The following is a 26,828-nucleotide window of genomic DNA, read 5'->3' on the forward strand; positions in this document are numbered from 1 at the left end:
TAAAACAAAAAGAGGTTTCAATGAAATTTCAGCGAAACCGTTCCACTAATTACCTTGATAAATTAGACTACTTCATTTTTCATCAACACTCTCAAAATTAGATAATCTTATACCCTGCCCAATTTCTGGGCACTTTAGTTCTTTATTTCCCTTCAACAGTTTGTTGAAAATGGTCATTCGTGGGGGCGAATGTAAAACCATCTGTAGTTTGGTTGTGGGGGCAATCATTTTACTGAAATCAGGAATAAACTATGTTATCGCAAAACTCTGTATCAAGCAAGGCTCCATTGGAGGTCTTGAATGTATTTTCATTGAAAGGAATCCAGATGAAAACCTTTCATATTACATGGATTACTTTTTTCTTCTGTTTTTTTGGTTGGTTTGGCATTGCGCCATTGATGAAAATCATCAAAGATGACTTAGGGCTTACCAAAGCTCAAATTGGTAATGTCATGATTGCGTCGGTTTCAGCAACGATTTTTGCTCGCTTGATTATCGGACGTTTATGCGACACGTTAGGTCCACGTTTGACTTACACTGGTTTACTTATCTTAGGCTCAATTCCTGTTATCGGTATCGGATTGTCAAATAGCTACGAAAGCTTCTTATTGTTTCGTCTTGCTATTGGTGTTATCGGCGCATCATTTGTGATTACTCAATACCATACTTCTATGATGTTTGCACCTAAAATTAAAGGAACTGCAAACGCCGTTGCTGGAGGCTGGGGCAACTTGGGAGGCGGTATCACAAACATGGTTATGCCTTTGATATTTGCTGCTTTTGTAGGGGCAGGTTATACCAAACCAGAGGCTTGGAGAATAGCCATGATGATTCCTGGGGTAATTTTATTGGTAATGGCATTTGTGTATTTCCGTTTTACGAAAGACACGCCAGCAGGTAATTTTTCAGAAATTACTCGCCAACAGCAAACAAAAGGTTCATTCTGGGCAGCAGCCTCTGATTTTCGTACATGGATTTTGTTTTTGGCGTATGGAGCTTGTTTTGGCATCGAAATTACGTTCGACAATGTAGCCGCTTTATACTTTTCAGAATACTTCAAATGTGATTTGGCAACAGCAGGCTTATTGGCAGGTATCTTCGGATTCATGAACTTGTTTGCCAGAGCCATAGGAGGCATCGTAGCCGACAAAGTAGGTGCTAAAATGGGAATGCGTGGTAAAGGTTGGTTATTGGCAGGACTATTGACGCTGGAAGGTATAGGTATTGTTCTCTTTGCTCAAACTAATTCATTAGCTATGGCAGTGGTCGCGATGTTAGGCTTTGCTTTCTTCTTGAAAATGGCAAACGGAGCCACTTATGCAATCGTACCTTTTATTGATTCAAAAAATGTAGGATCTGTTTCAGGAATCGTAGGTGCTGGTGGCAACCTTGGTGGTGTGCTAGCAGGCTTTTTGTTCAAATCTGAAAACATTACTTATAACCAAGCATTCTTCTATATCGGTTTGGTGGTAGGCGCTATTGGCTTAGTGGTAGCCATAAGTCGTTTCGAAAAACAATCACAAACTTCAGAGAAATTACAGTTAGAACCAGAAATGGCTTAATAAGATCTAAGTTGTGAGGCAATAGGCATTAGGCAAATAGTTTTAAAATATTTTTAATAACCACAAATATATTTTTGCTGAAAGCCGAAAGCTTAATGGCTAGATTTAATTTTGTCCATCTACTTCTCATCTATTTTTCTTTTAAAACAAACAAAAAAACCCGAATGAGATGGGGGTCTCGATTCGGGCGAAAATCGCAAAACTCTGTTAAAATCTTACAATCAGCTACAAAAGTATGAAAAAAACTTACAAAATCAAGGCTGCTTTAGCCTTATTGGTGGGGGTTTCTACTCACTTTGTGTCGAAGGCACAATTCACTCTTCAAGGTCAAGTTAGAACTCGTACTGAAGTTCGTAATGGACTAGGCAATTTAGTACCGACAGGTTCAGATGCTGCGGCATTTACCTCTCAACGTACTCGTTTGATTTTTGGATACAAATGGGATCGAGTAACATTTGGAGCTACCGTTCAGGACATCCGCGTATGGGGACAAGATGCCTCAACTATTTCGAATAATGACGGAAATCGTTTGATGTTACATGAAGGATGGGCTGAGGTAACCTTAGCTAACAAAGCTGATACTACCATCAAATTCAAGGCAGTTGATCAACTTTCAATCAAAATTGGTCGCCAAGAATTAAGTTATGACGATGTAAGATTAATAGGAAATTTGGATTGGTTGCAACAGGGTCGTCGTCACGACATGGTATTACTTAAGGGAATGCACTCAGGTTGGCAGTTTGATGTTGGTTATGCTTTTAACCAAAACTCCGATGCTTTTAATACAACGGGAACAATTTATACGCCTGCCAACACACCACAGTATATGCCCAATTCGAAAGGCGCTTTGGTAGCAGTACCCGCAGGAACGATTCCAAACGGAGCAGTATTTACGAGTAACCCAAGTACCAACGGTGCGACGCAAGATTACAAATCATTCAAAAGCGTATATATATCACGTAAGTTTAACCAGACCAAGTTTTCAGGATTATTCTTCAATGATGATTTTGGAAAATACAAGATGGATACCTTGGTTGGAAACAGTACGACAGGGTATTTATATGGAAAAGATTTTAGAGGACAAAAAGGGGTAAACAGTCGTGTAACCTACGGTTTGATGATTAACCATACTTTGGGCAATGCTTCAGGATTTGGTAAAATTGCTTTCCAAGGTGCGTATTATGCCCAAAAAGGCAAAAATCGTGACGGGGTAGACATGGATGCTTATCACTACACACTTTCGGCAACTTATCAAAAAGGCAAATGGGCTTTTACGCCAGGATATGATGTTCTTTCAGGAAATGATGCGGTAAATCCTAATGGCAAAGACAATCGCTTCGACCCACTTTATGGAACGCCACACCGTCACTGGGGCTATATGGATTATTTTTATGTAGGTACAGGTGCACCAGCAGGAGGCTTGAACAATGCTTATTTCAAAGTAAAATATACAACCAATGTGTTAACGGTTGGCTTGGATTATCACTCATTTGCCTTAAATAAAGCTATGGTAAAAACAGGTTCTGATGGTATCAAAAGCACAATTAACAACCAACTGGGTACTGAGTTAGACTTTACGTTGAATTATAACATGAACAAGTTTACCAATATCGAACTAGGCTATTCAATCATGAATGCAACGGACAGTATGCCAATTGCCAAAGCACAAAGTGCAACAGCAACTTACGACAAAACAGGCACATGGTTTTATGCGATGATTAACATTCGTCCAGATTTCTTTTACTCAAAACCAGTAGCGTTAAGGTAGTTTTGAGTGGTGAGTTGTGAATGGTGAGTTGTGAATGATGAAAGTAAACATCAAGCTATCAACACTCTAAACTCCATATCATTTAGACTTAATTCCATAGTTTCACTCATAATATGTAACCACTTTGTGCCTATGTGCCTATTCACTTTGTGCCTTTTAACTGACTTACTAATTTTTCATTATACAACTTCCTTAGACTGATGGGGGTCGGACTAAGGATAGTTTTAAACTATTTCATAATCGTTATGAACGCAAAAACTCTGTTAAAGCAAGTATTAGTGTTGGTATGTTTAGTAGCTACAACACTACAATTGTCGGCCAATCCGACACCTTCTGGAAAGAAAATAAGATTAGGGTTTATTCCACTGACAGACTGCGCTCCACTAGTAGCCGCTAAAGAGTTGGGATTATTCGCAAAATATGGTGTCGATGTTGAGCTTTCGAAAGAAGCTTCATGGGCCAATGTTCGTGATAAAATCTTGAATGGTGAATTGGATGGAGCGCACTGTCTTTTCTCGATGCCCTTGTCAGTATATACAGGAATTGGCGGTAAAGCTGGCTCAGAAATGAAAGTCGCTATGGTAATCAGCAACAATGGACAAGGAATTACCCTTTCGAAGGACTTCTGTGGCATGGTTGGTTTCAAGGAAGTAAACAAAGCTGCTGCCGCTGTCAAAAACGTACAAGCTCGCAAGGAAGTTACCTTCGCTATGACTTTCCCAGGTGGAACCCATGATATATGGTTGCGCAACTGGTTAGCAGCAGCAGGTGTCAATCAAAAATCGGTAGGTATTATCACAATCCCTCCTCCGCAAATGGTAGCTAATATGCGTGTAGACAACATGGAAGGCTATTGTGTAGGTGAACCTTGGAATGGCGTTGCCGCTACCCAAAACGTAGGTTTTACGCATATTGCATCACAAGATATTTGGAAACATCACCCAGAAAAAGCTTTGGTAGTCAACAGCAAATTTGCCGCTGAAGACAAAGAAGATTTGAAAAAAGTGATGAAAGCTATCATTGAAGCTTGTCGCTGGTTAGACAATATGGGTAATCGTAAAAAAGCAGCTTCATGGTTAACCAAACCCTATTATGTAAATGCGGCATTGCCAGTAATTGAAGCTCGCTTGTTAGGTTCAAACGATTTGGGTTGCGATTTGGGTGTTCAAAAATACAAGGACGACTACATGACTTTTTATAACAATGGTGTCGTGAATATGCCTCGCAAATCTCACGCAATGTGGTTTTTGGCACAGTATGTTCGTTTTGGTTATCTAAAAGCTGAGCCTAATTATAAAGCGATTGTCGAAAAATTGATTTTGGATGATTTGTATCAAGAAGTAGCAAAAGAAATGGCAGTACCTATGCAACCAGACATGAAGCCTTTCAAAACTACCTATGATGTAAACTTCGACCCAGCCAATATCGACGATTATTTGAAGGCAACTCGTAAATAAGATTTCCACAGTACTTCCTTGTGACAGGCAAGGAAGTACCCAAACATACCATATCATGAATTCATTTTCTCTCAAAAATTCGATTAGTAATGCTCTTTACTTTATCGGAAGTATGTTGGTGCTGATAGGCTTGTGGCAGTTGGTAACAATTTTAACTAAAAACGAAATTCCTGGACCTGTAGCCACGTGGCAGGTATTTATGGAACTCATGAGTGAACCCTTTTACGACCGTGGACCAAACGATAAGGGTATCGGCAATCAATTGGTTAGTTCTTTGATTCGTGTTTTCAGTGGTTTTGGAGCTGGAAGTATCGTAGCTATTCCTCTTGGCTTGTTGATGGGGTCTTCTAAAACTGGGATGAAACTCCTCAATCCTATTGTTCAAATTTTACGTCCAGTATCGCCTTTGGCTTGGTTTCCATTGGGCTTGTTGGCTTTCAAAGCGGCAGAAGGAGCAACTATTTTTATCATCATGATTACTTCATTATGGCCAACGCTTATCAACACAGCTTTTGGCGTCGCCAGTATTCCTGATGACCATAAAAATGTAGGCAAAGCTTTTGGTTTTTCTACTTGGAAATACATTACCAAAATCATGTTGCCTTATTCTATTCCGCATATCATTACAGGTTTGCGTCTTTCGATTGGCGTAGCGTGGATGGTAATCGTAGCAGGCGAAATGCTTTCAGGTGGCGTTGGTATTGGGTTCTTTGTTTGGGATAGTTGGAATGCCCTTTCATTGGAGCGTATTCTCGTAGCGATTTTGATTATCGGTACGGTAGGGCTTTTGTTGGATAAAGGCTTCAATGCCCTACAAAATGCCTTTTCTTACAATCAAAAGTAAAACCTAAACCCTTTGCCACAAATGAACACGAACGATAAATCACTCAATTTGGTCGATTCGGCCAATGATTTTCATAAAATTAATAGTCGTGAAACGGCTATCAGTATCAACAACGTTGAGGTATCTTTCTCAACACCCAAAGGAAAGTTTACTGCCGTAAAGGATATATCTCTCGACATCAAAAGAGGCGAAATTATTTCCCTAATCGGTCACTCTGGTTGTGGCAAGTCGACTTTGATGAATACCATTTCAGGTATGGTATTGCCAACTTCAGGCGAAGTAATCGCCAACGGTAAAGTGGTAAAAGGGCCAGGTCCTGATCGTGGTATCGTATTTCAAAACTACTCGTTGTTGCCATGGATGTCGGTGTACAAAAATATATTTGTTGCTGTAGATTCGGTGTTTAAGAATAAATCTACTGACGAAAAACATGCTATTGTCAACCATTATATCGAAATGGTAAATCTTACCTCACACAAAGACAAATTGCCAAGTCAGTTGTCAGGTGGGATGAAACAACGAGTAGCCATTGCTCGTGCGTTTGCTATCAATCCAAGCATTTTGTTATTGGACGAGCCATTCGGGGCATTGGATGCTCTTACCAAAGGTTCGATGCACATCGAGCTATTGAAATTGTGGAACCTAGATAACCGTAATAAAACTATCGTAATAGTAACCCACGACATAGAGGAGGCGATTTTCTTATCTGATAAAGTAGTGGTTATGAATAACGGTCCAGCAGCTACTATCAAAAAGATTGTAGATATTAACCTAGAAAGACCTCGTAATAAAAAAGCAATTGCTCACGATCCCGAATACATCCGAATTCATGATGAGCTATTAGGATTGTTGTTTGATAAGTTTTCTATTGAAGACTAATTGGTATAAAAAAAGCCCGAAATCAATGATTTCGGGCAAGACTCTCACTTTTCATTGATATGAAAAGTCTTAAACTAGTCTAATCGAGCTGATAGTTTCTAACATAGCGGCGTCAAAAACCAATGACATCAGTAGCGGCCGATGATCATACCGAATTAGGGTTTCAAGAATTTATGAATTCCGCAATTCTCATATCAATTTATGCAAAAGTAGGGCGATTATTGAAGGAATAATCTTCTTAGCATTTATCATAAACCATGCCATATTTGCGGAAAATTCGGGATGAAACACTTTTGAAACAAAATAAAACACTTTGTATATGAGTATTCTGTCCAACAAGAAACAAGTAAAGTCAACCTGCTCTTATTGTGGCGTGGGCTGCGGTGTAGTGCTAACCGACCACGGCAAAGGAAAGTTGACCCTTGAAGGAGATAAGTCACATCCTTCAAGCAAAGGTATGCTCTGTTCAAAAGGTATGAATCTTCACTACACAGTGATGGACACTTCCGACCGTTTGTTGTATCCGACCATGCGCTACAACCGTGATATGCCTCTACAGCGTGTATCTTGGGACCAAGCACTTGACCGCACAGCGGCTGTTTTTAAAGCTATTATCAAAAAATACGGCCCCGATGCTGTCGGATTCTACGTTTCAGGACAATGCTCTACCGAAGAATATTACGTTATCAATAAGCTCATCAAAGGTTTTATTGGTTCTAATAATATCGATACCAACTCTCGCTTGTGTATGTCGTCGGCGGTAGTAGGTTACAAACTTACCCTCGGCGAAGACTCAGTGCCTGTTTGTTATGATGACATCGAACTAGCTGATACTTTTTTGGTAACAGGTGCGAATCCTGCTTGGGCACACCCAATTATCTGGCGAAGGGTCGAAGCGCACAAACAAGCCAATCCTCATATCAAAATTATTGTAGTAGACCCACGTCGTACACAAACGGCCTCACAAGCTGATTTGCACTTGCAAATTACGCCAGGCACCGATGTTACACTCACTAACGCCATCGGAAGGGCTTTGATTGAAAACGACTGGATTAATACTGATTTTATTGTATCTCATGCAGATGGCTTTGAAGCTTACAAAGACCAAGTTATGCAGAGGAGTATATCAGAGGCAGCCGAAATTTGCGGTATCTCTTCTGAAGAAATTTATTTAGTCGCTCGCTATATTCATGAAGCCAAAGGTTTTATGTCGATGTGGACAATGGGACTCAATCAGTCGGTTATTGGCGTAAACAAAAACCTATCTCTCATTGATTTACATTTGATTACTGGTAAAATTGGAAAAGAGGGAAATGGACCTTTTTCGCTTACAGGACAGCCCAATGCCATGGGTGGACGTGAAGTAGGTGGTTTGGCTAATATGCTACCAGCTCATAGAGATTTGCTTAATCCAGCCCATAGAGAAGAAGTTCAAGCTTTTTGGGGTGGAACCAAAATCTCTGATAAGCCAGGTTTTACCGCTACCGAAATGTTCGAAGCCTTGGCGGATGGTCGCATGAAAGCAATCTGGATTGTTTGTACCAACCCGATGGTGAGCTTACCCAATATCAACGCCGTTGAAAAAGGTTTACAAAACGCTAAATATGTTGTAGTACAAGATATTTCGAACCGTTCGGATACCGTCAAGTATGCCGATGTAGTATTACCTGCGGCATCATGGGCTGAAAAAAACTCCGTTTTCACCAACTCCGAACGCCGTATTACCTTTTTACCCAAATTAATTAACGCTCCTGGCGAAGCCAAAGACGATACACAAATCATTGTAGAGTTTGCTCAGAAAATGGGCTTTGAAAAGGCTTTTGATTATCAAAATACAGCCGAAGTTTATGCCGAACATTGCCGTTCGACAGTCGGAACTAACATTGATATTTCGGGTTTGAGCTATGAAGCTTTACAACAAAAACGCTCTGTACAATGGCCATATCCACAAGAAAAGGCTATTCAAGACCCTGATTATGTCGGTACTAAACGACTTTTTACGGACAACCAATTTTATACCGCTAATCGTCGTGCCAAAATTCATGCTGTCCCAGACCAAAATCAGTCTGAGGCTTTGAGTAAAGAATTTCCCTTAATCCTTACCACGGGTCGTATTCGTGACCAATGGCATACCATGACCAAAACGGGTAAGGTGAATAAACTAAATCAACATATTTCACAGCCTTTTATCGAAATACATCCCAAGGATGCTGCCGAGAGAGGTATCACCGAAAATCAAATTGTAGAGGTAAAAACCATCCGTGGCGAGGCTCGTATTAAGGCAAAAATTACAACTGACATCAAACAGGGTGTATGTTTTATGCCGATGCACTTTGGAAAAATCCAAGAAAAAACTTTTGGTCGCACCAACAACCTAACCAATACCTTGGTTGATCCGCGCTCAAAAGAGCCAGATTTTAAGTATTCGGCGGTACAGGTTTTACCTTATCAAAAACCTGTTGAAAAAATTGTACTTATTGGTGCAGGTTCGGCAGGATTGGGCTTTATCAAAGCCTATCGTGAGCTCAATCAACAAGATGAGATTCATGTTTTTTCAAAAGAAATCTATCCCTTTTATAATAGAGTAATGCTTCCTGACTATATCTCAGGAGCACAAAATTGGGAACAGTTGGTCAAGCTTCGTGAAGACCAATTTGCGGAGGCAAATATCCACGTACATAAAGGCGTAGAAATTGTGCATATTGACCGTGCCAACAAAGTTTTAACTGATTCTTTGGGTCAAGAACACACCTACGACAGATTAATGTTGGGTATGGGATCAAGAGCCTTTATGCCTCCGAGCGTTCCTAAGATTCCTGGTATTTTCAATATGCGTTCTCGTATCGATGCTGATAGTTTAATGCCTTTTTTACAACAACCTAATCCTCATGCTGTGATTGTAGGAGGTGGTTTGTTGGGCTTGGAATTAGCGGCTTCTCTTCGAGAAATGAATATCGAAGTCACTGTAATTCAGCGAAGTGGTCGTTTTATGGACCGTCAGCTCGATAAGCTTGGCTCAGAAATGCTCCATCATGAAATCGTAGATTTGGGCATTGAAGTATTTTATAATGATGAGGTTTCGTCTATTTATGGAACCGACCGATTAGAAGGCGTTCGTCTTAAATCAGGACGACGAATCGATGCGCAAGTCGCAGTATTTGCGATTGGGACTACGCCCAACACCGAAATTGCCAAAGCCGCAGGCTTGGAAGTAAAACGTGGAGTGGTGGTCAATGATTATTTGCAAACGTCTGATCCTTCTATTTTTGCCGCTGGCGAAATGGCACAATGGCGTGGCGAAATGTGGGGTATCACGGCTGCTGCCGAGCACCAAGCCGAAATTATTGCCAAATATATTGCGGGTGACTGGGCAAGTTATTACCAAGGTTCGCTTTCGATGAATATCATGAAAATCCAAGGAGTACAATTATGTTCGTTGGGCATGATTGATGCGCCTACGAATAATCCTGAATATGAGGAAATTATCTTTATCGATAAAGCCAAGCGTTATTACAAAAAATGTATTGTTCACCGAGACAAATTAGTAGGTGCTATCTTGATTGGTGATAAATCAGAATTCTTGGAGTTCAAAGATTTGATTGGGAATAAAATTGAGCTTTCAGACAAACGAATGGAATTGTTGCGTTCGGGCAAAAAAGCCGATCCTGTAATGGGAAAATTGGTATGCTCTTGTAACAATGTTGGAGAAGGCAATCTCAAAAATGCGATTGCTGGAGGTTGTAAAGATTTTACACAATTGTGTTCGCAAACAGGCGCTGGAACAGGCTGTGGAAGTTGTAGACCAGAAGTAAAAGCAATATTAGAATCGCTAAGCAAAAAAGAAGATGCTTTAGCGGAAAAATAGTTACCAGAAAGAAGGTTGGAATAGAAAAGGAAAAACGAGAAAGGATGGTTTTTCTGAAGCGTAATGGAAAAGATGATTTTTAACCTTTTAGGCTCCGGAATCAAATTACTGGAATTAGAAACGAACTTCTAAATTTCAGTAATTCAATTCCAAAGAACCTATATTTCTGAGGTTAAAACATGTCATCGTCATAGGCCGTCACTAATTATTTTTGACGAGCCACTACTAAATCACGAGTAGTAACAAAGTTAGTTTTGATTTCGAAAGTTTTAGCGTCGATAACGTCGATGTTTGAGCTAAGAACTTGGATAGTGTATTTACCATCGCTCAAGTTAGAGAAATCAAAAGTTTTTGCGAATTTACCTGATTTAGTATCAACATACTCACGGTGTACTTCGTTGTTGTCTTTGTCAACTACTACTACAGTAACTTTTTTGTTGTTTGGTTTTTCTACCCAAACATTGAAGCTAAGGCTGTTAGTAACTGGAGCGATTTTAGACTTTACGAACGCTTCTTCATCATTTGAGTTAGCGATTGCACTTACGTTTGACAAACAAGTCATAGCAGCTGCTACGAACATAGCTTTGATTACATTGTTGTTTTTCATGGTATTCATTATTTATGAGAGTGAAACATCAAATTTCTTAGAAAAGTCATATCTACTAAAAAAGGTTCATTTTTGAGAAAATTTCTTAAATGCTATCCTGTTTTGGACTGTCTAAAACTAAGAAACTGTACTTGTGTCATTTGTTTGACGATTTAAAGTTATAATCTTATTTTCGAATAGCAATGGATTAGGGTAAAAAATTTGAACAAAATCAAGAAAGTTCTTCTAAATAAAATTATATTTCTCAAAAAAGTTATATTTTAAGAAATGCAATTATACTTTATATTGGAAAAGTGATATAGAGTTGATTATCAAATTGTTAAGTATAAATTACTAAAATCATGCGAGACTACTCTTTAGTTAAAATAAATCTGACTGGTGGCATTGCTTCACCAGGGATGCTCGAAGGAATTCTTTTGATGGCACAAAAAGCAGGTGTGAAAGAAGTAAGTATCGGTGCTCGTCAGCAATTATTGATGTGGGTAAAGGCTGATACTCAGCGTGGTTCGGGCTTACCTAGCCTACGTGAAAGCCTTGAAGCAATGCACATTGATTTTGAAATTGATACCCACCAATATCCCAACATTATTTCTTCTTATTGTGCCCAAGAGGTATTCCAAACGGGGCAATGGCTATCGGAAGGTATTTATCGTGACGTATTAGATGGTTTTGATTTTCAACCTCAACTCAAAATCAATATATCAGACTATCAACAGTCATTTACGCCCTTTTTTACGGGTAACTTAAACTTTATTGCGTCTTCGATTCCCAATTTTTGGTATTTATATATTCGTCAAAAGCAGTCCAATACCATTTTTAGGTTTCCCTTGTTGATTTATACACTTGAAATCTCCAAGGTTTCAAAACGATTAGAGGGTATTCTGTTATCTGGAGCTGATTTATCGGAGGAGGAAATTTATGAAAAAATGATTGCCCAAGGCGAAATCATTTCACAGCTTGTACAAGAGGATTTGGTTCTACCGCAATTTATGCTGCCTTATTATGAAGGGTTCAATCGTTATGGCAACAAAACTTGGTTAGGTATCTACCGTCGTCACGAGACTTTTGAGGTAGCTTTTTTATTAGATGTTTGTAAAATTTGTTTAGATACCAAAGTCGGACAAATTTGTACAACTCCTTGGAAATCGCTTATTATTAAAGGTATCGAAAACCAAGATAGAGCATCGTGGGATAAACTCTTAGGAAAATATGGTATCAATGTGCGTCATGCTGCGAATGAGCTCAATTGGCAAGTAGAAGATCATTGTCAAGAAGGATTGGCTCTCAAAAACACGATTATCCGTGAATTCGACCAAGAGGATATTCGTACATTTGGTTTATGCTTTGCCATTCAGACTCGTTCAAAATCAGAAGTATTTGGCTCAGTTGTAATTAAAAAACGAAAAATCCTCGCAGGATTAACACAGGTATATGATGTGTATCATACGGTAGACTTCAATCCTAATACGCGTCAATTGGTTTTATTTGAAAAAGGACTTCATAAAGCACATATTGCCGAAATTCTTCAGAGACTTACCAAACGATACTATCATAGAAGTACCGCTTCGATAGCAGAAAAGCCTTTACCGCCTCAAACGAACTCCACAAGTACGCATCAAGTGCATCAGTGCAAAGTGTGTATGACAATTTATGACGAAAAATTGGGCGATAGTCAGCAAGGAATCAATGCTGGAACAAAGTTTGAAGAATTACCAGACAATTATTGCTGTCCTGTTTGTGATTCAGAAAAGGAAAATTTTGAAGTAAAAACTGTAGAAACAGCGTATCAGTTATGAATTGTGAATTGTGAGTTGTGAATTGTCCTTGCCTAAAATAGGTTGCCTCTGATTACTGGACAAAATTGAAGTTCCTAGTTCAAGACTTAAGTAATGATTCAAGATAAGATTGAATTATTACGCTTTATGCAATAAATCGTAGGCATTAGGCTAAGGCGTACAAAGTATTGATATTAAAAATTTACATTCACAACTCACAATTCAACACCAAGACTTACCTTACATTCTAAAATAAGGTTTAAACACTTTTTTGTCGAGAATAAATACCGCAAGCAAAGCATTAGCAATTAACATAAAGTTGATAAGCTCTTTTTGATGTATCATATTAGTAAGTACACTAAAATCTAAAGGTACTTTTACCGACTGCACCGAAGGCATTCCCGAACTCAAAGCAACCACCAGTACAATCAAAGCACACATCACTGCCAAGAAGTATAGATGCAAATGGCTTTTAGGTTTTAGTACTACTTCAGGCTCTTGAGCAAGCTCCCATTGATCTATTAATTTATCCGTAAAGTTTACTGCTGTTTTCTCCATCGGCAAATCTTCCAACAGGGCATGCGTAGCAGCATATTCCTTAAATAGCAATTGGTATTCTTCGTCCTCTTGCAACAGACGCTCATGCCTTTGCAAAAGCTCCTCAGAGGCGATACCATCGAGGATGTCAAATATTTCTTCGTCTGTGATATTCATTGTATTAAAATTGAAGCTGTTTAAACTTTTTCGTCTCAGGTGAATAAATTCACCCACTAAGTGGAATTGTTAGTCAAAACCTAGTCATATTATAAACTTTAGTTTCGATCTCAACAAAGTATTTTCTACCTATTTTATCATTAAGCTCCTAGCCGACTGCTCAAAGCCAAGTTAATATACCAAACTGTGTAACTCATTGCCCAATAGTCGTTTCATCTCTTCAGCCAAACGCTTACGGGCACGACAAAGTTTAACTTTTGCCGTATCAGCGCTAATCCCAACGATTTGGGCGATTTCCTCTAAACTTTGTTCTTTTAGATAAAACAAGGTAATCATCGTTACGTCGTCAGGCGAAAGATGATTGAGTGCCATTTGAATATATCTCTTCTGTTCAGCACTTTTCATTCCATCTGAAGTATCCGCCGAAGCTGCTTGTGCCGATTGAGAAGCCTCAATGTCGTCGGTTTGTATGCGATTTTTGCGTTTAAACATCAAAGCTGTATTAAACACAATTCTATAAAACCATGTCGTAAACTTAGACTCTTTATTGAATTGTGGCAAAGCCTGAAATGCCTGAATAAAGGCATCCTGAGCCACCTCTTCAGCATCTTCGCGTGTACCCACGATTTTGTAGGCTACCGTAAAGGCATAATCCTTATGACGATTTGCCAAATCCCGATACCCAGCTTTATCGCCTGCCAAGATTCTTTCAATAATAGATATGTCTGATTCCAACGTTTTCACGACAATAGGATGCAAGTTGGTTTAGAAAGGTTACAGGAATTTACTCTTTTTTTCAAAAAAATAAAAAGAGATGCGATGAGGTGATTGAATTTTACTCGTAGAGACGCAATGCTTTGCGTCTAAAGAAGTGTCATTCTGAAATTTAGTATCAAAAAAGGCGTTCGAAAAATTAATTTCGAACGCCTTTTTTGATACTCCTATGCAACATTTGGCTCGGCTTAAGACGCAAAGCATTGCGTCACTACTGATAGAATACAATTTTTAATATAATCCCCTATTCTCTAATTTTCAAATCTCCAAATTTTCAAATCAAACAATCAATGTCCCAATTTGCTAATCTCGGCACTTCGAATGAGTTCGTAGGTTTTTTCTAGTTCCAAATCAGCCTTATTCAGTCTTTCTTGGATAGTGTATTCAACATTGACATTGGGTATTACTCCACGACCAATATTGGGAGCTTTAACCGCTGTTGTAATTCTAAAATGTGGAAACTGCAAACGCAGTTTCGTAGCAGGTAAAACAACCGTAGAAATGATACCTCCATTGCAACCAGCTTCGCCCCCACCCGTCTCACGACCCACTAAGGTTGATTTACGCTGTTCTTTCAAACTTGCCACAAAACTCGATGCAGCTGAAAAAGTTTGTTCACCAATCAAGATATATAAGTTGCCTTTAAAACGGTATTGTTCGTAAGGCTTATGTTTTCCAACCGACGGGACATTCAAGCAGTAAGTCCCTTCACCACACTTTTTAACGATTCTTTCCGAAAAAGCACGACTAGCATCTTGTTCTTCTACATCATTATTAAGTATAAAAGATGGAATCATCACAGGAGCCTCCGCATGTGAGGTTAGCACAAAAGTACTATCCATCAAATACTTCATCAGGTCAAGGGCAATTTCATGATTTCCTCCTGAATTTTGGCGTAAATCAATGATAAGATTCGCGGCGTGATTCTGTTCTATTTCTTGAAAAAACCTTTCGTGAGTCATCAAAAACGACTCATAGTCATCATAGGAAAAACTAGAAATACGCAACAGAGCCGTTGATGCAACTTCTTTCGGGAAACTTAAGCCACGCAAACGAGTCAAACGACGTTGTGTTTCGTCCTCCTTAGATAACCGAGGCGGTCTATTGCCAGTAGGAACTCTTGGTTTAAATTCTAGTATCTGTGATTTTACTTCTCCTTGTGCATTTTTGATGGAAAATTGATATTTTTCTTTTCCTCCAAAAACACTCAAATAGTATTCGTCAAAAAAACCAGCCTCTAGTGTAGCATCCTTAAAAGCTTCGCCGTAGCCATCAGCAGGTAGGTATTTCCTTAATGTTCGAAGAATTTTACCAGCAGTATTTCCTTCTATTTCCAACACCTCCGAACCAAGTACTAGCGAGGCATCATTGCTTTCATTGCGAGCAATAAAAAGACGGTCGCCTTGGATAAAAAAGCCAAGCGGAAGCACGAAACTACGATTTTTGGCACGCTCCCATTTGCGAGTTTCGGGCGAAAAACGCAAGTCTGTATGTCCACAACGAATTTTAGCGACCAAAGGCTTGAGTAATAGCCCAAAGTCCTTTTCGGTCATTTCATCAGCTATCTTTTTATAGGCATCTTCAAAAGCTATGTTCATAGATTCTTTTGAAGTGTACCAATTAACACCTGGATGCTCTTGTTCTAAAATACTTCTCAAATATCTAAAATCTGCTCTCAACTCTACCTTCGAGAACTTTCGCTCATAATTAATAGGCAAAGCAGCACCTTGTCCTCTCACATACTGCGACCAGCAGAATAATGTAACTGACAGTATAACAACACATAACAACCTCATGCTCTGACTGGGGACAAAAAATTAAGAAATAAACAGAAAATTATACACTGGACAATATAAATAACAAAATTACTCATAATATTACCAAATAGAAGAAAAACCAAATGATTTCCCCTACAGAACCACCTTAAATCTAGCAAGTGGTTGGGGAATTCCTTCATTTTCTGGGAACTACAAAAATTATATCAAGTAAGTAATTTACGATTCTTCTTAACTTTATCTGTTGAGCTATATTAGTTGCAAACTTAAATTTGGAGAAGATTTCGGTAAATTGCACTTCTATTAATTATGAAATAAACTTTAAACATATAGATGAAAAAACGTTATCAAGTATTATTAGTACTATCTATTCTTTCCACTGTTACCTTCCTCGACCGCATTGCTATTTCCACAGCAGGCGAACGTATTTCAAAAGATTTGGGGCTAAGTCCCGTCCAATGGGGCTGGGTGTTGGGTATGTTTACGCTTGCTTATGGGCTTTTTGAAGTTCCTACAGGGCTATTGGGCGACCGACTTGGTGCCAAGCGTTTACTAATACGAGTAGTATTGTGGTGGTCATTCTTTACGGTACTTACAGGCTTTTCGACAGGCTTTGTCATGCTTCTTGCAGTACGATTCTTATTTGGTATTGGCGAAGCAGGAGCATACCCCAACATTTCGATAGCCTTGAGCAAGTGGTTGCCAGCCTTCGAAAGAGGAAAAGGACAAGCACTTATCTGGGCAGCGTCAAGAATTGGTGCAGGGTTGACTCCCATTTTAGTAATTCCTATTCAACAAAAATATGGCTGGCAGATGTCATTCTATATCCTCGGAGGTGTTGGTTTACTTTGGGTAATTTTTTGGATTTTCTGGTACAAAGAAGAGCCTTCCGAAGCCAAGGATATTTCGAAGGAAGAATTGAATTTTATCTTAGAAAATAGGCAACTCAGCGACCACTCTCCTAAACAATCGGTATGGAAAATTCTTAATCATCCTAACCTTTGGATACTCTTTTTGATGTATTACTGTTATGCTGCGGGGGCTTATTTCTTCCAAAGTTGGATGCCAAAATATCTCCAACAGGGACGTGGCATTTCGGAAGAAAACATGAAATTTATGGCTTCTGCTCCTTTTATTTTAGGAGCAGTCGGATGCTTTTTAGGTGGTATTTTGAGTGATTATACCGTCAAAAAATATGGTAAAAAATGGGGTCGTCGCATTGTCCCAATGATTGGGCTTGGTCTTTCGGGTATCTGTCTCATAACTGCCTCACTTAGCCAAAACGATACTTTGGCCGTTGTACTTTTGTCGTTAGGGCTTGCCACCATGGACGTCAACGCACCAGTAGCATGGGCAGTAGCCATGGATATAGGTGGCAAACAAAGCGGTACAGTATCAGGAGCAATGAACTCAGCAGGTTTGATTGGAGCCTATATCAATACTGTATCTTTTGGGTATCTGGCAACGACTTTCGGGTACTACTTTCCTGTGCTGATGATTGGCGGTTTATTGATACTAGGATCTATACTTTGGCTAAAAATTGATGCTACTCACCAAGTATCCGTTCAATCAGAATAGTCAAAAAAATATCGACAAAACTTTCGTTTCAAATATTTAAAAATCAAACAGTTACAACCAAACGGATGTTTTATTTAAAAAAAACATGATAAAAAACAGCAGCATTTTATGCCAAACTATCCCTATCTTTGGGAAGAATTTCTGAAGAACAAGAAACAATTTTAGCTAACAAATTGTAGTCTCAAAGGAATATATTTTCACTATTGAGACTAAAGAGATAGGAAGAAAAATAGCGAAGTTTATTTTTGTCAACTTTAATGATTTCTAAGCCAAAAACGTTTAAATTTATCCTAGGCAAGCGCGCTTTAAAATTATGCCTTAGACCCAAATTTGAATAATCCCTTTATTTTTAGATAACTAGCAACTTATACCATACGACCATGTCACAGGCAGCAATTATTGAACCCTTACTTCAAGAAGACCCAAACCGTTTTGTGTTATTTCCAATTAAACACAATGACATTTGGCAATTTTATAAAAAAGCGGAAGCTTCTTTCTGGACAGCTGAAGAAATTGACCTTTCTCAAGACTTAAACGACTGGGAAAACAAGCTTACAGCCGATGAAAAGCACTTTATTTCGCATGTATTGGCCTTCTTTGCGGCATCGGATGGTATCGTAAACGAAAACCTTGCTGTAAACTTTCTTTCGGAAGTACAATATGCTGAGGCCAAATGTTTCTATGGTTTCCAAGTTATGATGGAAAATATCCACTCAGAAACTTACTCATTGCTTATTGACACTTACATTAAAAATCCTACTGAAAAAGACCGTATGCTTCGTGCCATCGAAACTATCGATTGTGTACAGAAGAAAGCAGAATGGGCTTTGCGTTGGATTGGTAGCGACAACTTCGTAGAACGCCTTATTGCTTTTGCTGCGGTAGAAGGTATTTTCTTCTCAGGTAGTTTTTGCTCGATTTTCTGGTTGAAAAAACGTGGTTTGATGCCAGGTCTTGCATTCTCAAACGAGCTTATTTCTCGTGATGAAGGTTTGCACTGTGATTTTGCTTGTTTGCTTTACGCAGATCACATCAAAAATCAATTGCCACAGTCAAGAGTGACTGCCATTATTACAGATGCCGTAACAATCGAAAAAGAATTTGTAACAGATTCTCTTCCTGTATCATTAATTGGTATGAATGCCAACTTGATGTGCCAGTATATCGAGTTTGTAGCCGACCGTTTGCTAGTTGCTTTGGGTTGTCCAAAAGTTTACAACGCAACTAACCCATTCGACTTCATGGAAATGATTTCGTTACAAGGCAAAACAAACTTCTTCGAAAAACGTGTTGCTGAGTATCAAAAAGCAGGTGTTATGTCGGAGAAAGAAACTATGTCTTTCTCATTAGATGAGGATTTTTAGATTTTCTTGAGAATAAAAACAAAACGGCTCGTTGCAAAATTGCAACGAGCCGTTTTGTTTTGGGGATAACTACAAAATTCCCATATATCGTTTTAAGTTGTACTGAGTGTTTTTGGAAAAAAACCCACCTCGTCTTAACAGCATAAGTGGGGTATGTATTAATATAAATTGGATAGATAGATAATGTGACAAGCTTTTTATGAAAGATTTTGGCAAACTTGGCTTTTTTCAGTTATTTTTAGCCCGACTATATACCAAAAAATCATCTTTTTATTCAAATCTTTATATTTCTATGATGTAAATAAAGATTGAATTTATTCAACCTCACTTTACCAAGCCTCCGCCCTATTGCTCAATGCAATCAAAATTTTCAACCTGTTGAGATGGATTAATTTTACCTAATAAAATAAATGCTCTCATCGATGATTTTTTAAGTAAGGTAAAAAATATGAAAAACTATTGTATCAACTAGATACAATATTAATTGTTTTATTCTAATATTACAATTCTTTTTTAAATTTGAACAAAATTAATTTTATGGAGCATACAACAGAATATAAAGACCTCATCAACCCTGAACAAGATTTTTTACCAGGTATATCAATTGATTGCGTAATTTTTGGTTTTCACGAAAACCAGTTAAAGGTATTATTAATCAAATTTGGTAATACTGACATATATTCTCTCCCAGGAGGATTTATTTATAAAGAAGAAAGTTTGGATGAAGCAGCTAGTAGAATTTTGGACCATCGTACAGGAATTGAAGATACTTACTTGGAGCAATTTTATGTATTTGGCAACCCTAAAAGAGTAAATCCAGAAGAGCATCGGCTCATCATGCAAAAAAATGATGTAGATCTTCCAAGCGGCCACTTTTTGTTTAATCGTCATATTACTGTAGGGTATTACGCTCTGGTAGATTTTACAAAAATACAACCTCATTCCCATCTCAACCTTGAGGAAAGTGGCTGGTTCGATATTTATGATTTGCCCGAAACAATAGCTTTTGACCACCGTGAAATTTTACTCAAAGCACTCGAATCATTACGCTTGTTTTTAGACCATAAACTAGCAGTATTTAATCTCATGCCCGAAACCTTCACCATGGGAGAGTTACAAAGTCTTTATGAGACTATTTTGAACAAAAAACTACTGAGAGCAAATTTCCAACGCAAAATGCTTAGCTTAGGAATATTAGAAAGATTAGACAAAAAATGGGGAGGTGGTGCGCACAAGGCACCTTATCTGTATAGATTTGATTCGCAGAAAGCAGAGGCTAGTAAATTAGCTAATCAGTTTGAAGAATAAAGTTAAGATAGCAATTAGCTTTCGGTATTTTGTAATAAGTTTTGTTATAAAACATTGATCTCATAGCTACCGAAAGCCGATTTAAACACTAATGCTGTCATGCTACCCTCCGCTCACTGGAGGTATTAGCGCAATTTCATCTTTTTCTGATAGAGCTAAACCCTGCTCAGCATATTCATTATTAACAGCCAACAAAAGCGAGCGAATAGCTCCCAACTTAGGATATTCAGCTCTGAGCAAGGCCAACAAATCATCGGTTGTCAACATATCTGCTACCTCCAGGGTAGTCGAGCTGCTGCCAACAATTTCTTTGGTGATGCCAAACAAGGCAATTGTATATTTCATTAGGTTAAATTTTTGATTCTAGGATTCAATAGTATATTTGTTTTATTGCTTGCAGATATACTACTAGCGATAAATATAAGCGTTACTTTTTGAACAATTTTTCCTATATTTTGATTGCTAATATAACGAAGTAAATCAATACTTTATAGACTTCAAGTAGAGATTTACCCAAAATACCATACCATTCGTATTCGTGACAATTAATCCATCCATAACAACTCCCGATAATCGCCCAGTGATTTATGACAATCACGGTCGACCGATTACTTATTTGAGGCTGGCTGTCACTGACCGATGCAATTTGCGCTGTTTCTATTGTATGCCCGAAGAAGGTATCAAGTACCTTCATAAATCCAAATTACTCAGCTATGAGGAAATGCTTCGGATTGTGGGAGTATTAGCCGAATTGGGGGTACACAAAGTACGTATTACAGGTGGAGAACCCTTTGTACGTAATAACCTTGTTGATTTTTTGTATCGCCTTGCCGACATTCAAGGAATCGATGAACTGAACATTACTACCAATGGCGTTTTGACGGGACAGTATCTCAAACAGATGAAAGAAATTGGGATTCGTTCTGTGAATTTAAGTTTGGATACATTAGATGCGCAACGTTTTTTTGAAATTACCCGTCGTGATGAATTTTCGAAGGTATATCAAACGCTTTTTGATTTACTGGACGCAGGTTTTGACGTAAAAATCAATGCTGTAGTAATGGATGGAAAAAATACAGATGATATTTTACCTTTAGTCGCCCTTACTGAGCATTACCCTATATCGGTTCGTTTTATCGAAGAAATGCCTTTTAATGGCGAAGGCTCGCATTATCCTGTGCTTCATTGGAATATTCATCGAATTTTAGAAACAATCCGAGGTTCCTATCCAAGTCTAAGCAAAATTGAGGATGCTCCACATTCTACTTCCTATAACTACCATGTCCCAGGTTTCAAGGGCAATATTGGCGTTATTGCAGCGTTTTCAAGAACCTTCTGTGGCACTTGCAATCGTATCAGAATGACTGCACAAGGCGAATTAAAAACCTGTTTGTACGACGAAGGTGTATTAAGTATTCGGGATTTGATTCGTTCGGGAATTAGCAACGAAGAATTGAAAGGCATTTTTATCAATACTTTTCAACAAAGAGCCAAAGATGGCTTCGAAGCCGAGAGTCGCAGAACAAAGCTTGTTACTGAATCCATGACAACCATTGGAGGATAATCCATAAAAATCTTAATTTTGCAATTCATTTAATCCCCTGTCAACCCAATAATATTTTGGACTGGGCTGACAGGGGACATATTTTATATAGACGATGACAATTGAGCAAATTTTTGAAGGTTTCAATCAACTAAAAGTTCTTATCATAGGCGATTTGATGATTGATGCTTATACCTGGGGTAAAGTAGAACGTATCTCTCCTGAAGCTCCAGTACCAGTAGTAAATGTAAAACAAAGAGAAATGCGTTTGGGTGGTGCTGGCAATGTAGTGATGAACGTTCAGGCACTTGGCGCTAAAGCTATTATTTGTTCGGTCATCGGAAAAGATTCCTATGGCAATGCCCTATTGGATTTATTAGCAGAAAAAGAGTTATCTACCGAAGGTATTCTACAGTCTGAAGAGCGCATTACTACGGTAAAAGAACGAATTATCGCAGGCACACAGCAGATTGTTCGTGTAGATACCGAAACTGATAAATTGATTTCTGAAAATGAACGCACTTTGCTCTTAGACAAAATCAAAGCTTTGGCATTAGATGCGCAAGTGATTATTTTTGAAGATTATGACAAAGGCGTTTTATCAAAAGAACTCATTGCCGAAGTAATTGATTTTGCCCAAGAACACCATATCCCAACTGTGGTAGACCCCAAGAAACGTAACTTTCTAAACTACCAAAATGCTACCTTATTCAAGCCAAACTTGAAAGAACTCAAAGAAGGTCTCAATATTCAATTTGACTCAAAAGACCCAGTTGAACTAGCAATGGCGGTCAATATGCTTATCGAAACCCTTGAAGTAAAAGGTGCCTTTGTTACACTTTCAGAACAAGGCGTATTTATCAATTTCAAAGACGAAGAAAAACATATCCCTGCCCATATTCGACAAATTGCAGACGTTTCGGGTGCAGGTGATACCGTAATTTCAATTGCAGCTTGCTGTGTAGCACTCAATTTGTCTCCAGAATTGGTAGCAGGTCTATCAAATTTAGGAGGTGGACTTGTATGTGAATCTGTTGGCGTTGTCCCAATCAACAAAGAAAGACTGTTGGCAGAAGCCCAACAAAACTATAATTAAGTATTAATAGGCTTTAGGCTATAAGCTCTAGGCATTAGGCAAAAACGCCTCTCTTAAATTGTTAAGAGGGGCGTTTTTTTAGCTAAATTTTAAGAAAATTACGCTCTGAAAATAAATTTTATATTTTTTGAAAAATAATTTAACTATTTTTCAACACGTAAACTATTTGACCTTAATAGACGTTTATCTATTATCAACCACAAAAAAGCCTTGCTAACAATATAGCAAGGCTTTTTTATTTTATATTCATTTGAGTGTTTCCGCACTGTTTTCTACTTCTTACTATCAGGCTTATCCTCTATTCCCAAAGTGCTTATCGAAGGATTGATTGTTCGGGCTGTGATTACAATTTTAAAAATTTTATTTCCTGCAAAGCTAAATTCTGCAACGTACTTCCCTTTTGCTTTTAGATTCCGATACACGGCAGTATAATTCATTTTGCTTTCCCAACCATGCACAGCCAAAGCTCCCAACAAATGATCGAGGCATTTTTGAAGGTTCGAGAAATAATTTAATACAGGTTCTTTTGTTCGAACTGTATTGAGCGAGCCAATCGAGATGACAGCTACTTCGTAGATGGTTTGTTGTTTCATATTCTAAATAAGTTACTAATTTCTCAAACCATGAATACTATAGTTAACTCTACAGTTACAAACTTAGAATATTACTTTGACAGAATAATCCTGATTGAAATATATTTATAATTTTACTTTTAATAGCCTAAGTATGTACCTTTGTAAAGGTATAAACAGTTTACTATTTATCATATTAATATAAAGTATACACTTATCTTTTACATTTCTTCATTATGGATTATAGATTAGAAAACCTATCCGAAGATGACTTTGAAAGTCTCATTAATATGCTTTGCCAAAACGTTCTTGGTATAGGATTTGTCAGCTTTTCTAAAGGTAAAGATGGTGGAAGAGATGGCCGTTTTGAAGGAGTAGCTAATGCTTATCCCTCTAAAACGGAGCAATGGAAAGGGAAGTTTATCATTCAAGTAAAGCACACAACAGACTATCAAGCGAGTTGCTCAGATAATAAATTTTTTGGAAATAAAACTGGTCTAGTAGAAAAAGAAGTTCCAAAAGTTAAGGTATTGAAATCGAAGGGAGAAATTGATAATTATTTACTTTTTACTAATAGAAAAGAAACAGAAAGTCGAGAAGAGGCAAGACAATATATTAAAGACCAAACTGGTCTTACAAATGTTGACATTATTGGAAAAGACACTCTACATAGGTTCTTGTCACAAAATAAAGAGATTGTCAAGCAATTTGGCTTAGATAGATTTACCATGCCATTTGAGTTTTATGACAAGGATATAAAAGAGTTAATTGTTATTTTTCATGATACTATTCTTAGAACCACCACAAGTAGCTCGACATTAGATAGACCAAGCATTGAGGAAAAAAATCAAATTAATAACTTAGATAATGCCTATTACGAAAACATCATTTTACCAGATTTAGACCGCTACGAAAACCAAATTTTAGCCTTTTTACAGAATCCGATTAACGTAGAATATGCTCAGTATTACGAAGAAACTTCTTCAGATTTGAAAAGAATCATAGAAGCTAATAGAGAGCAATTTGACGATTTTAAAAAGATATTTAGTTTTCTAACGAACTATCTTATGGAAAAAGAGCCTGATAAGCTTAAAAAATATCGCAATACGATTCCAGCATTTTTTCATTTCATGTATTATCAATGTGATATAGGTCGAAACAGATGATAACACCCCACAAATATCTCAATTTAGATTTATCAGTAATTAATGTCAGTGCATTGATAATTGATAAACTAAAAACACACAACTTGTTAACATACGATGAGTTGTTGAATATGACTACAAATGCTCTTGGTAAAAATGCAAAAGAAGTATTTCCCTATTCGTTAAACTTTCTATTTCTATTGGGTAAATTACACTATTTGCCAGAGTTGGATGTATTTCAACTAAATTTTGATTAAATGAAACTCAGTAAGATATATAGCAATAAGCCGTTTCACAACACCTTCTTTATTTTAGACAAAGGAGGTTTAAATGCTGTTATTGGTGATGTCAAAGGAAAAAAAGAGGATTCGAAACAACATAATCTCGGAAAATCAAAACTTGGAGAACTAATTGATTTTTTACTCTTAAAAGGCATAGACTCCAAAAAATTCTTTTTTTACAAAGATAGTAGTAAAGAGAAATTTAAAGGATATGAGTTCTATTTAGAAATTTTACTAAATAATGGCAAATATCTTACCATCAAAAGAACGGTTGATACTCCTACTAAAATCTCATTTAAGCTAAATGAGGCTCGGTCAACCGATTTTATTTATTATGAAAATTTTGATTTAACGCTTTCATTTGATAAAGCAAAAGAGTATCTAAATGAGCGGTTGAATTTTGATTTCTGTAAGTCAAATAATGAAAGTTATCGTCGTTTGGTAAATTATTCTTTGCGCACTCAAGGTGATTATGAGCCTAAAATGAATACTATTTTCCAGTTAAGAAAATTTTCAAAAAATAAAGACAAAGATTGGAAGCCTTTACTATTCAGCCTTTTAGGATTTAATGGACAAATATTAAGGGACAAGTATGAGCTAGAAGAAAATATAAAAGACGATGCAAAAACGATAAAAATACAAGAGAAAGATTTTGGTATAAAGTCAGAGGACAAAGATGCGATTGTTGGTAAAATTCAAAATGTAGAAATTGATAGAGATGTATTAATCAAAGAATTAGAAAGTTTAAATTTTTATAAGCAAGATAAGGATACAATTCAAAATTTAGTAGGTAATATAGAAGAAGAAATAGCTGAATTAAATACTCGACTCTATAATGTCGAATACGATATTAAAAAATTAAATGATTCTATCCGTAATGAGTTTTCTTTCGACATCAAAAAAATTAAAAATATTTTTGATGAGGTTGAGCTACATTTTCCAGAAAAATTATCAAAGTCTTATGAACAACTAATAGAATTTAATCATCAAATTACACAAGAACGAAACAAACAAATCAGACAAACACTAACAGAAAAACAAGAAGCTGAAAAACAAATAAATACCAAACTCATTGCACTAAATAAACAACGAGAACAATTCAGAGATTTGATCCAAGACACATCTCTCTTTAAAAAGTATGCAGTATATCAGAAAAAAATGATAGAAATTGAAAGGGAATTGTCTAGATATCAAGCACAATTAGAGGCTATTAGAGAAATAGAAAAAAAGAAAGAAGAAATTAGTCATAAGCAAAAGCATGAATTACAGACAATCAAAGATCAATTAAAGGAAATCATTGACAATACTGCAAATTGTACTCTGTACATGAGTATTAGAAAGACCTTTGCTGAAATAGTTAAACAAGTGCTAAATGAAAATGCTTTAATAAAAATAAGCCCTAATTCCAATTATAATATTGACTTCAACCCAGATTTTCCTAACTCAGCAAAAGATGAGGGAGCAACTTATTATAAGATTCTTTGCGTAGCCTTTGATTTAGCCATTTTAATAAATTATACTAAGCAGTCACATTTTCGTTTCGTCTATCATGATGATGTCATTTCAGGTGATGACAATGGAGTAAAGACTCGCCTAATCGAAATAGTGAGTGAAATTTGTAAAAAGCACGATATTCAATATATTTTTTCTGCTATCAAAGACAATATCCCTGCTAGTATAGATTTATCTGAAAACATTATCTTAGAACTGAATGATAAGGATGATTCTGGGAAACTTTTTAAAATGAGTTTCTAATCCTAACTAAAATTATTCTCTCATTATTTATTCTGAATACCTTAAATAAATATGAAAAATAATTCAACTATTTTTCAATCTGTAAACTATTTCACCTCCTCTGGCGTTTTACTAATATCAATCACAAAAAAGCCTTGTTAGTATTCCTAGCAAGGCTTTTTGATTT

21 protein-coding genes are annotated in these 26,828 nt (G+C 37.2%); 15 read left to right on the forward strand and 6 right to left on the reverse strand.

Annotation, left to right across the window (positions count from 1 at the left end):
- Nucleotides 1–251 precede the first annotated feature (251 nt).
- From QM491_RS18470 to QM491_RS18495, 6 genes are all read left to right on the forward strand, one after another.
- Nucleotides 252–1,562 carry a NarK family nitrate/nitrite MFS transporter gene (locus QM491_RS18470; protein ID WP_283329026.1) on the forward strand — a complete coding sequence of 437 codons (1,311 nt, stop codon included), beginning with the start codon at nt 252–254 and terminating at the stop codon, nt 1,560–1,562.
- A 235-nt stretch (nt 1,563–1,797) separates the two neighbouring features.
- The gene (locus tag QM491_RS18475; RefSeq protein ID WP_283329027.1) at nt 1,798–3,330 is read left to right on the forward strand and encodes an alginate export family protein; all 1,533 of its coding nucleotides are present in this window, start codon (nt 1,798–1,800) and stop codon (nt 3,328–3,330) included.
- A gap of 245 nt (nt 3,331–3,575) precedes the next feature.
- Nucleotides 3,576–4,787, forward strand: a complete 1,212-nt coding sequence (locus QM491_RS18480) for a CmpA/NrtA family ABC transporter substrate-binding protein (protein WP_283329028.1) — start codon at nt 3,576–3,578, stop codon at nt 4,785–4,787.
- A gap of 55 nt (nt 4,788–4,842) precedes the next feature.
- Nucleotides 4,843–5,631 (forward strand): nitrate ABC transporter permease, encoded by a 789-nt coding sequence (gene ntrB, locus QM491_RS18485; protein WP_166549633.1) that lies wholly within the window; start codon nt 4,843–4,845, stop codon nt 5,629–5,631.
- 21 nt (nt 5,632–5,652) lie between these two features.
- Nucleotides 5,653–6,510 carry an ABC transporter ATP-binding protein gene (locus QM491_RS18490; RefSeq protein ID WP_283329029.1) on the forward strand — a complete coding sequence of 286 codons (858 nt, stop codon included), beginning with the start codon at nt 5,653–5,655 and terminating at the stop codon, nt 6,508–6,510.
- 319 nt (nt 6,511–6,829) lie between these two features.
- Nucleotides 6,830–10,375 carry a nitrate reductase gene (locus QM491_RS18495; RefSeq protein WP_283329030.1) on the forward strand — a complete coding sequence of 1,182 codons (3,546 nt, stop codon included), beginning with the start codon at nt 6,830–6,832 and terminating at the stop codon, nt 10,373–10,375.
- Nucleotides 10,376–10,580: 205 nt separating this feature from the next.
- Here QM491_RS18495 and QM491_RS18500 read toward each other — a convergent pair whose 3' ends face one another.
- Nucleotides 10,581–10,982 carry a T9SS type A sorting domain-containing protein gene (locus tag QM491_RS18500; protein WP_283329031.1) on the reverse strand — a complete coding sequence of 134 codons (402 nt, stop codon included), beginning with the start codon at nt 10,980–10,982 and terminating at the stop codon, nt 10,581–10,583.
- Nucleotides 10,983–11,323: 341 nt separating this feature from the next.
- Between QM491_RS18500 and QM491_RS18505 the strand changes: the two genes are divergently transcribed.
- Nucleotides 11,324–12,778: a rubredoxin gene (locus QM491_RS18505; RefSeq protein WP_283329032.1), complete on the forward strand. Its 1,455-nt coding sequence runs from the start codon at nt 11,324–11,326 to the stop codon at nt 12,776–12,778.
- A 219-nt stretch (nt 12,779–12,997) separates the two neighbouring features.
- On the opposite strand, the gene QM491_RS18510 is transcribed toward QM491_RS18505, so the two are convergent.
- The 3 genes from QM491_RS18510 to QM491_RS18520 form a co-directional block, all read right to left on the reverse strand.
- Nucleotides 12,998–13,471: a hypothetical protein gene (locus QM491_RS18510; protein WP_283329033.1), complete on the reverse strand. Its 474-nt coding sequence runs from the start codon at nt 13,469–13,471 to the stop codon at nt 12,998–13,000.
- Between the two features lie 171 nt (nt 13,472–13,642).
- Nucleotides 13,643–14,215 (reverse strand): RNA polymerase sigma factor, encoded by a 573-nt coding sequence (locus tag QM491_RS18515; protein WP_283329034.1) that lies wholly within the window; start codon nt 14,213–14,215, stop codon nt 13,643–13,645.
- A gap of 317 nt (nt 14,216–14,532) precedes the next feature.
- Nucleotides 14,533–16,041, reverse strand: coding sequence for a S41 family peptidase (locus QM491_RS18520; protein WP_283329035.1), 1,509 nt, complete (start codon nt 16,039–16,041; stop codon nt 14,533–14,535).
- Between the two features lie 312 nt (nt 16,042–16,353).
- Between QM491_RS18520 and QM491_RS18525 the strand changes: the two genes are divergently transcribed.
- The 3 genes from QM491_RS18525 to QM491_RS18535 all read left to right on the forward strand — a co-directional run bounded on the left by QM491_RS18525 (nt 16,354) and on the right by QM491_RS18535 (nt 20,270).
- On the forward strand, nt 16,354–17,598 hold the full coding sequence (locus QM491_RS18525) for an MFS transporter (RefSeq protein ID WP_283329036.1): 1,245 nt from the start codon (nt 16,354–16,356) through the stop codon (nt 17,596–17,598).
- Between the two features lie 380 nt (nt 17,599–17,978).
- The gene (locus QM491_RS18530) at nt 17,979–18,962 is read left to right on the forward strand and encodes a ribonucleoside-diphosphate reductase small subunit (RefSeq protein WP_283329037.1); all 984 of its coding nucleotides are present in this window, start codon (nt 17,979–17,981) and stop codon (nt 18,960–18,962) included.
- 537 nt (nt 18,963–19,499) lie between these two features.
- Complete coding sequence (locus QM491_RS18535; RefSeq protein WP_283329038.1) at nt 19,500–20,270, forward strand: NUDIX hydrolase; 771 nt, start codon at nt 19,500–19,502, stop codon at nt 20,268–20,270.
- Between the two features lie 102 nt (nt 20,271–20,372).
- On the opposite strand, the gene QM491_RS18540 is transcribed toward QM491_RS18535, so the two are convergent.
- Nucleotides 20,373–20,615, reverse strand: coding sequence for a MoaD/ThiS family protein (locus QM491_RS18540; protein WP_283329039.1), 243 nt, complete (start codon nt 20,613–20,615; stop codon nt 20,373–20,375).
- A gap of 235 nt (nt 20,616–20,850) precedes the next feature.
- Between QM491_RS18540 and moaA the strand changes: the two genes are divergently transcribed.
- Together moaA and QM491_RS18550 are read left to right on the forward strand one after the other, a co-directional pair.
- Nucleotides 20,851–21,834, forward strand: a complete 984-nt coding sequence (gene moaA, locus QM491_RS18545) for a GTP 3',8-cyclase MoaA (protein ID WP_283329086.1) — start codon at nt 20,851–20,853, stop codon at nt 21,832–21,834.
- 94 nt (nt 21,835–21,928) lie between these two features.
- Nucleotides 21,929–22,909 carry a bifunctional heptose 7-phosphate kinase/heptose 1-phosphate adenyltransferase gene (locus QM491_RS18550; RefSeq protein WP_283329040.1) on the forward strand — a complete coding sequence of 327 codons (981 nt, stop codon included), beginning with the start codon at nt 21,929–21,931 and terminating at the stop codon, nt 22,907–22,909.
- A gap of 272 nt (nt 22,910–23,181) precedes the next feature.
- On the opposite strand, the gene QM491_RS18555 is transcribed toward QM491_RS18550, so the two are convergent.
- On the reverse strand, nt 23,182–23,502 hold the full coding sequence (locus tag QM491_RS18555; RefSeq protein ID WP_166549620.1) for a hypothetical protein: 321 nt from the start codon (nt 23,500–23,502) through the stop codon (nt 23,182–23,184).
- Between the two features lie 215 nt (nt 23,503–23,717).
- On the opposite strand from QM491_RS18555, the gene QM491_RS18560 reads away from it, so the two are divergent.
- Genes QM491_RS18560 through QM491_RS18570 form a run of 3 tightly spaced genes read left to right on the forward strand, consistent with a single transcriptional unit; the run spans nt 23,718 to nt 26,662 of the window.
- On the forward strand, nt 23,718–24,647 hold the full coding sequence (locus QM491_RS18560) for an ABC-three component system protein (protein WP_283329041.1): 930 nt from the start codon (nt 23,718–23,720) through the stop codon (nt 24,645–24,647).
- On the forward strand, nt 24,644–24,883 hold the full coding sequence (locus QM491_RS18565) for an ABC-three component system middle component 8 (protein WP_283329042.1): 240 nt from the start codon (nt 24,644–24,646) through the stop codon (nt 24,881–24,883). Before QM491_RS18560 ends, QM491_RS18565 begins: the two co-directional genes overlap by 4 nt.
- Complete coding sequence (locus tag QM491_RS18570) at nt 24,884–26,662, forward strand: DUF2326 domain-containing protein (protein ID WP_283329043.1); 1,779 nt, start codon at nt 24,884–24,886, stop codon at nt 26,660–26,662. It begins immediately after the preceding gene.
- The last annotated feature ends 166 nt before the right edge of the window (nt 26,663–26,828 follow it).

It is taken from the genome of Flectobacillus longus (assembly GCF_030056705.1).
In the GTDB taxonomy this organism is placed as follows: Bacteria; Bacteroidota; Bacteroidia; order Cytophagales; family Spirosomataceae; genus Flectobacillus; species Flectobacillus longus.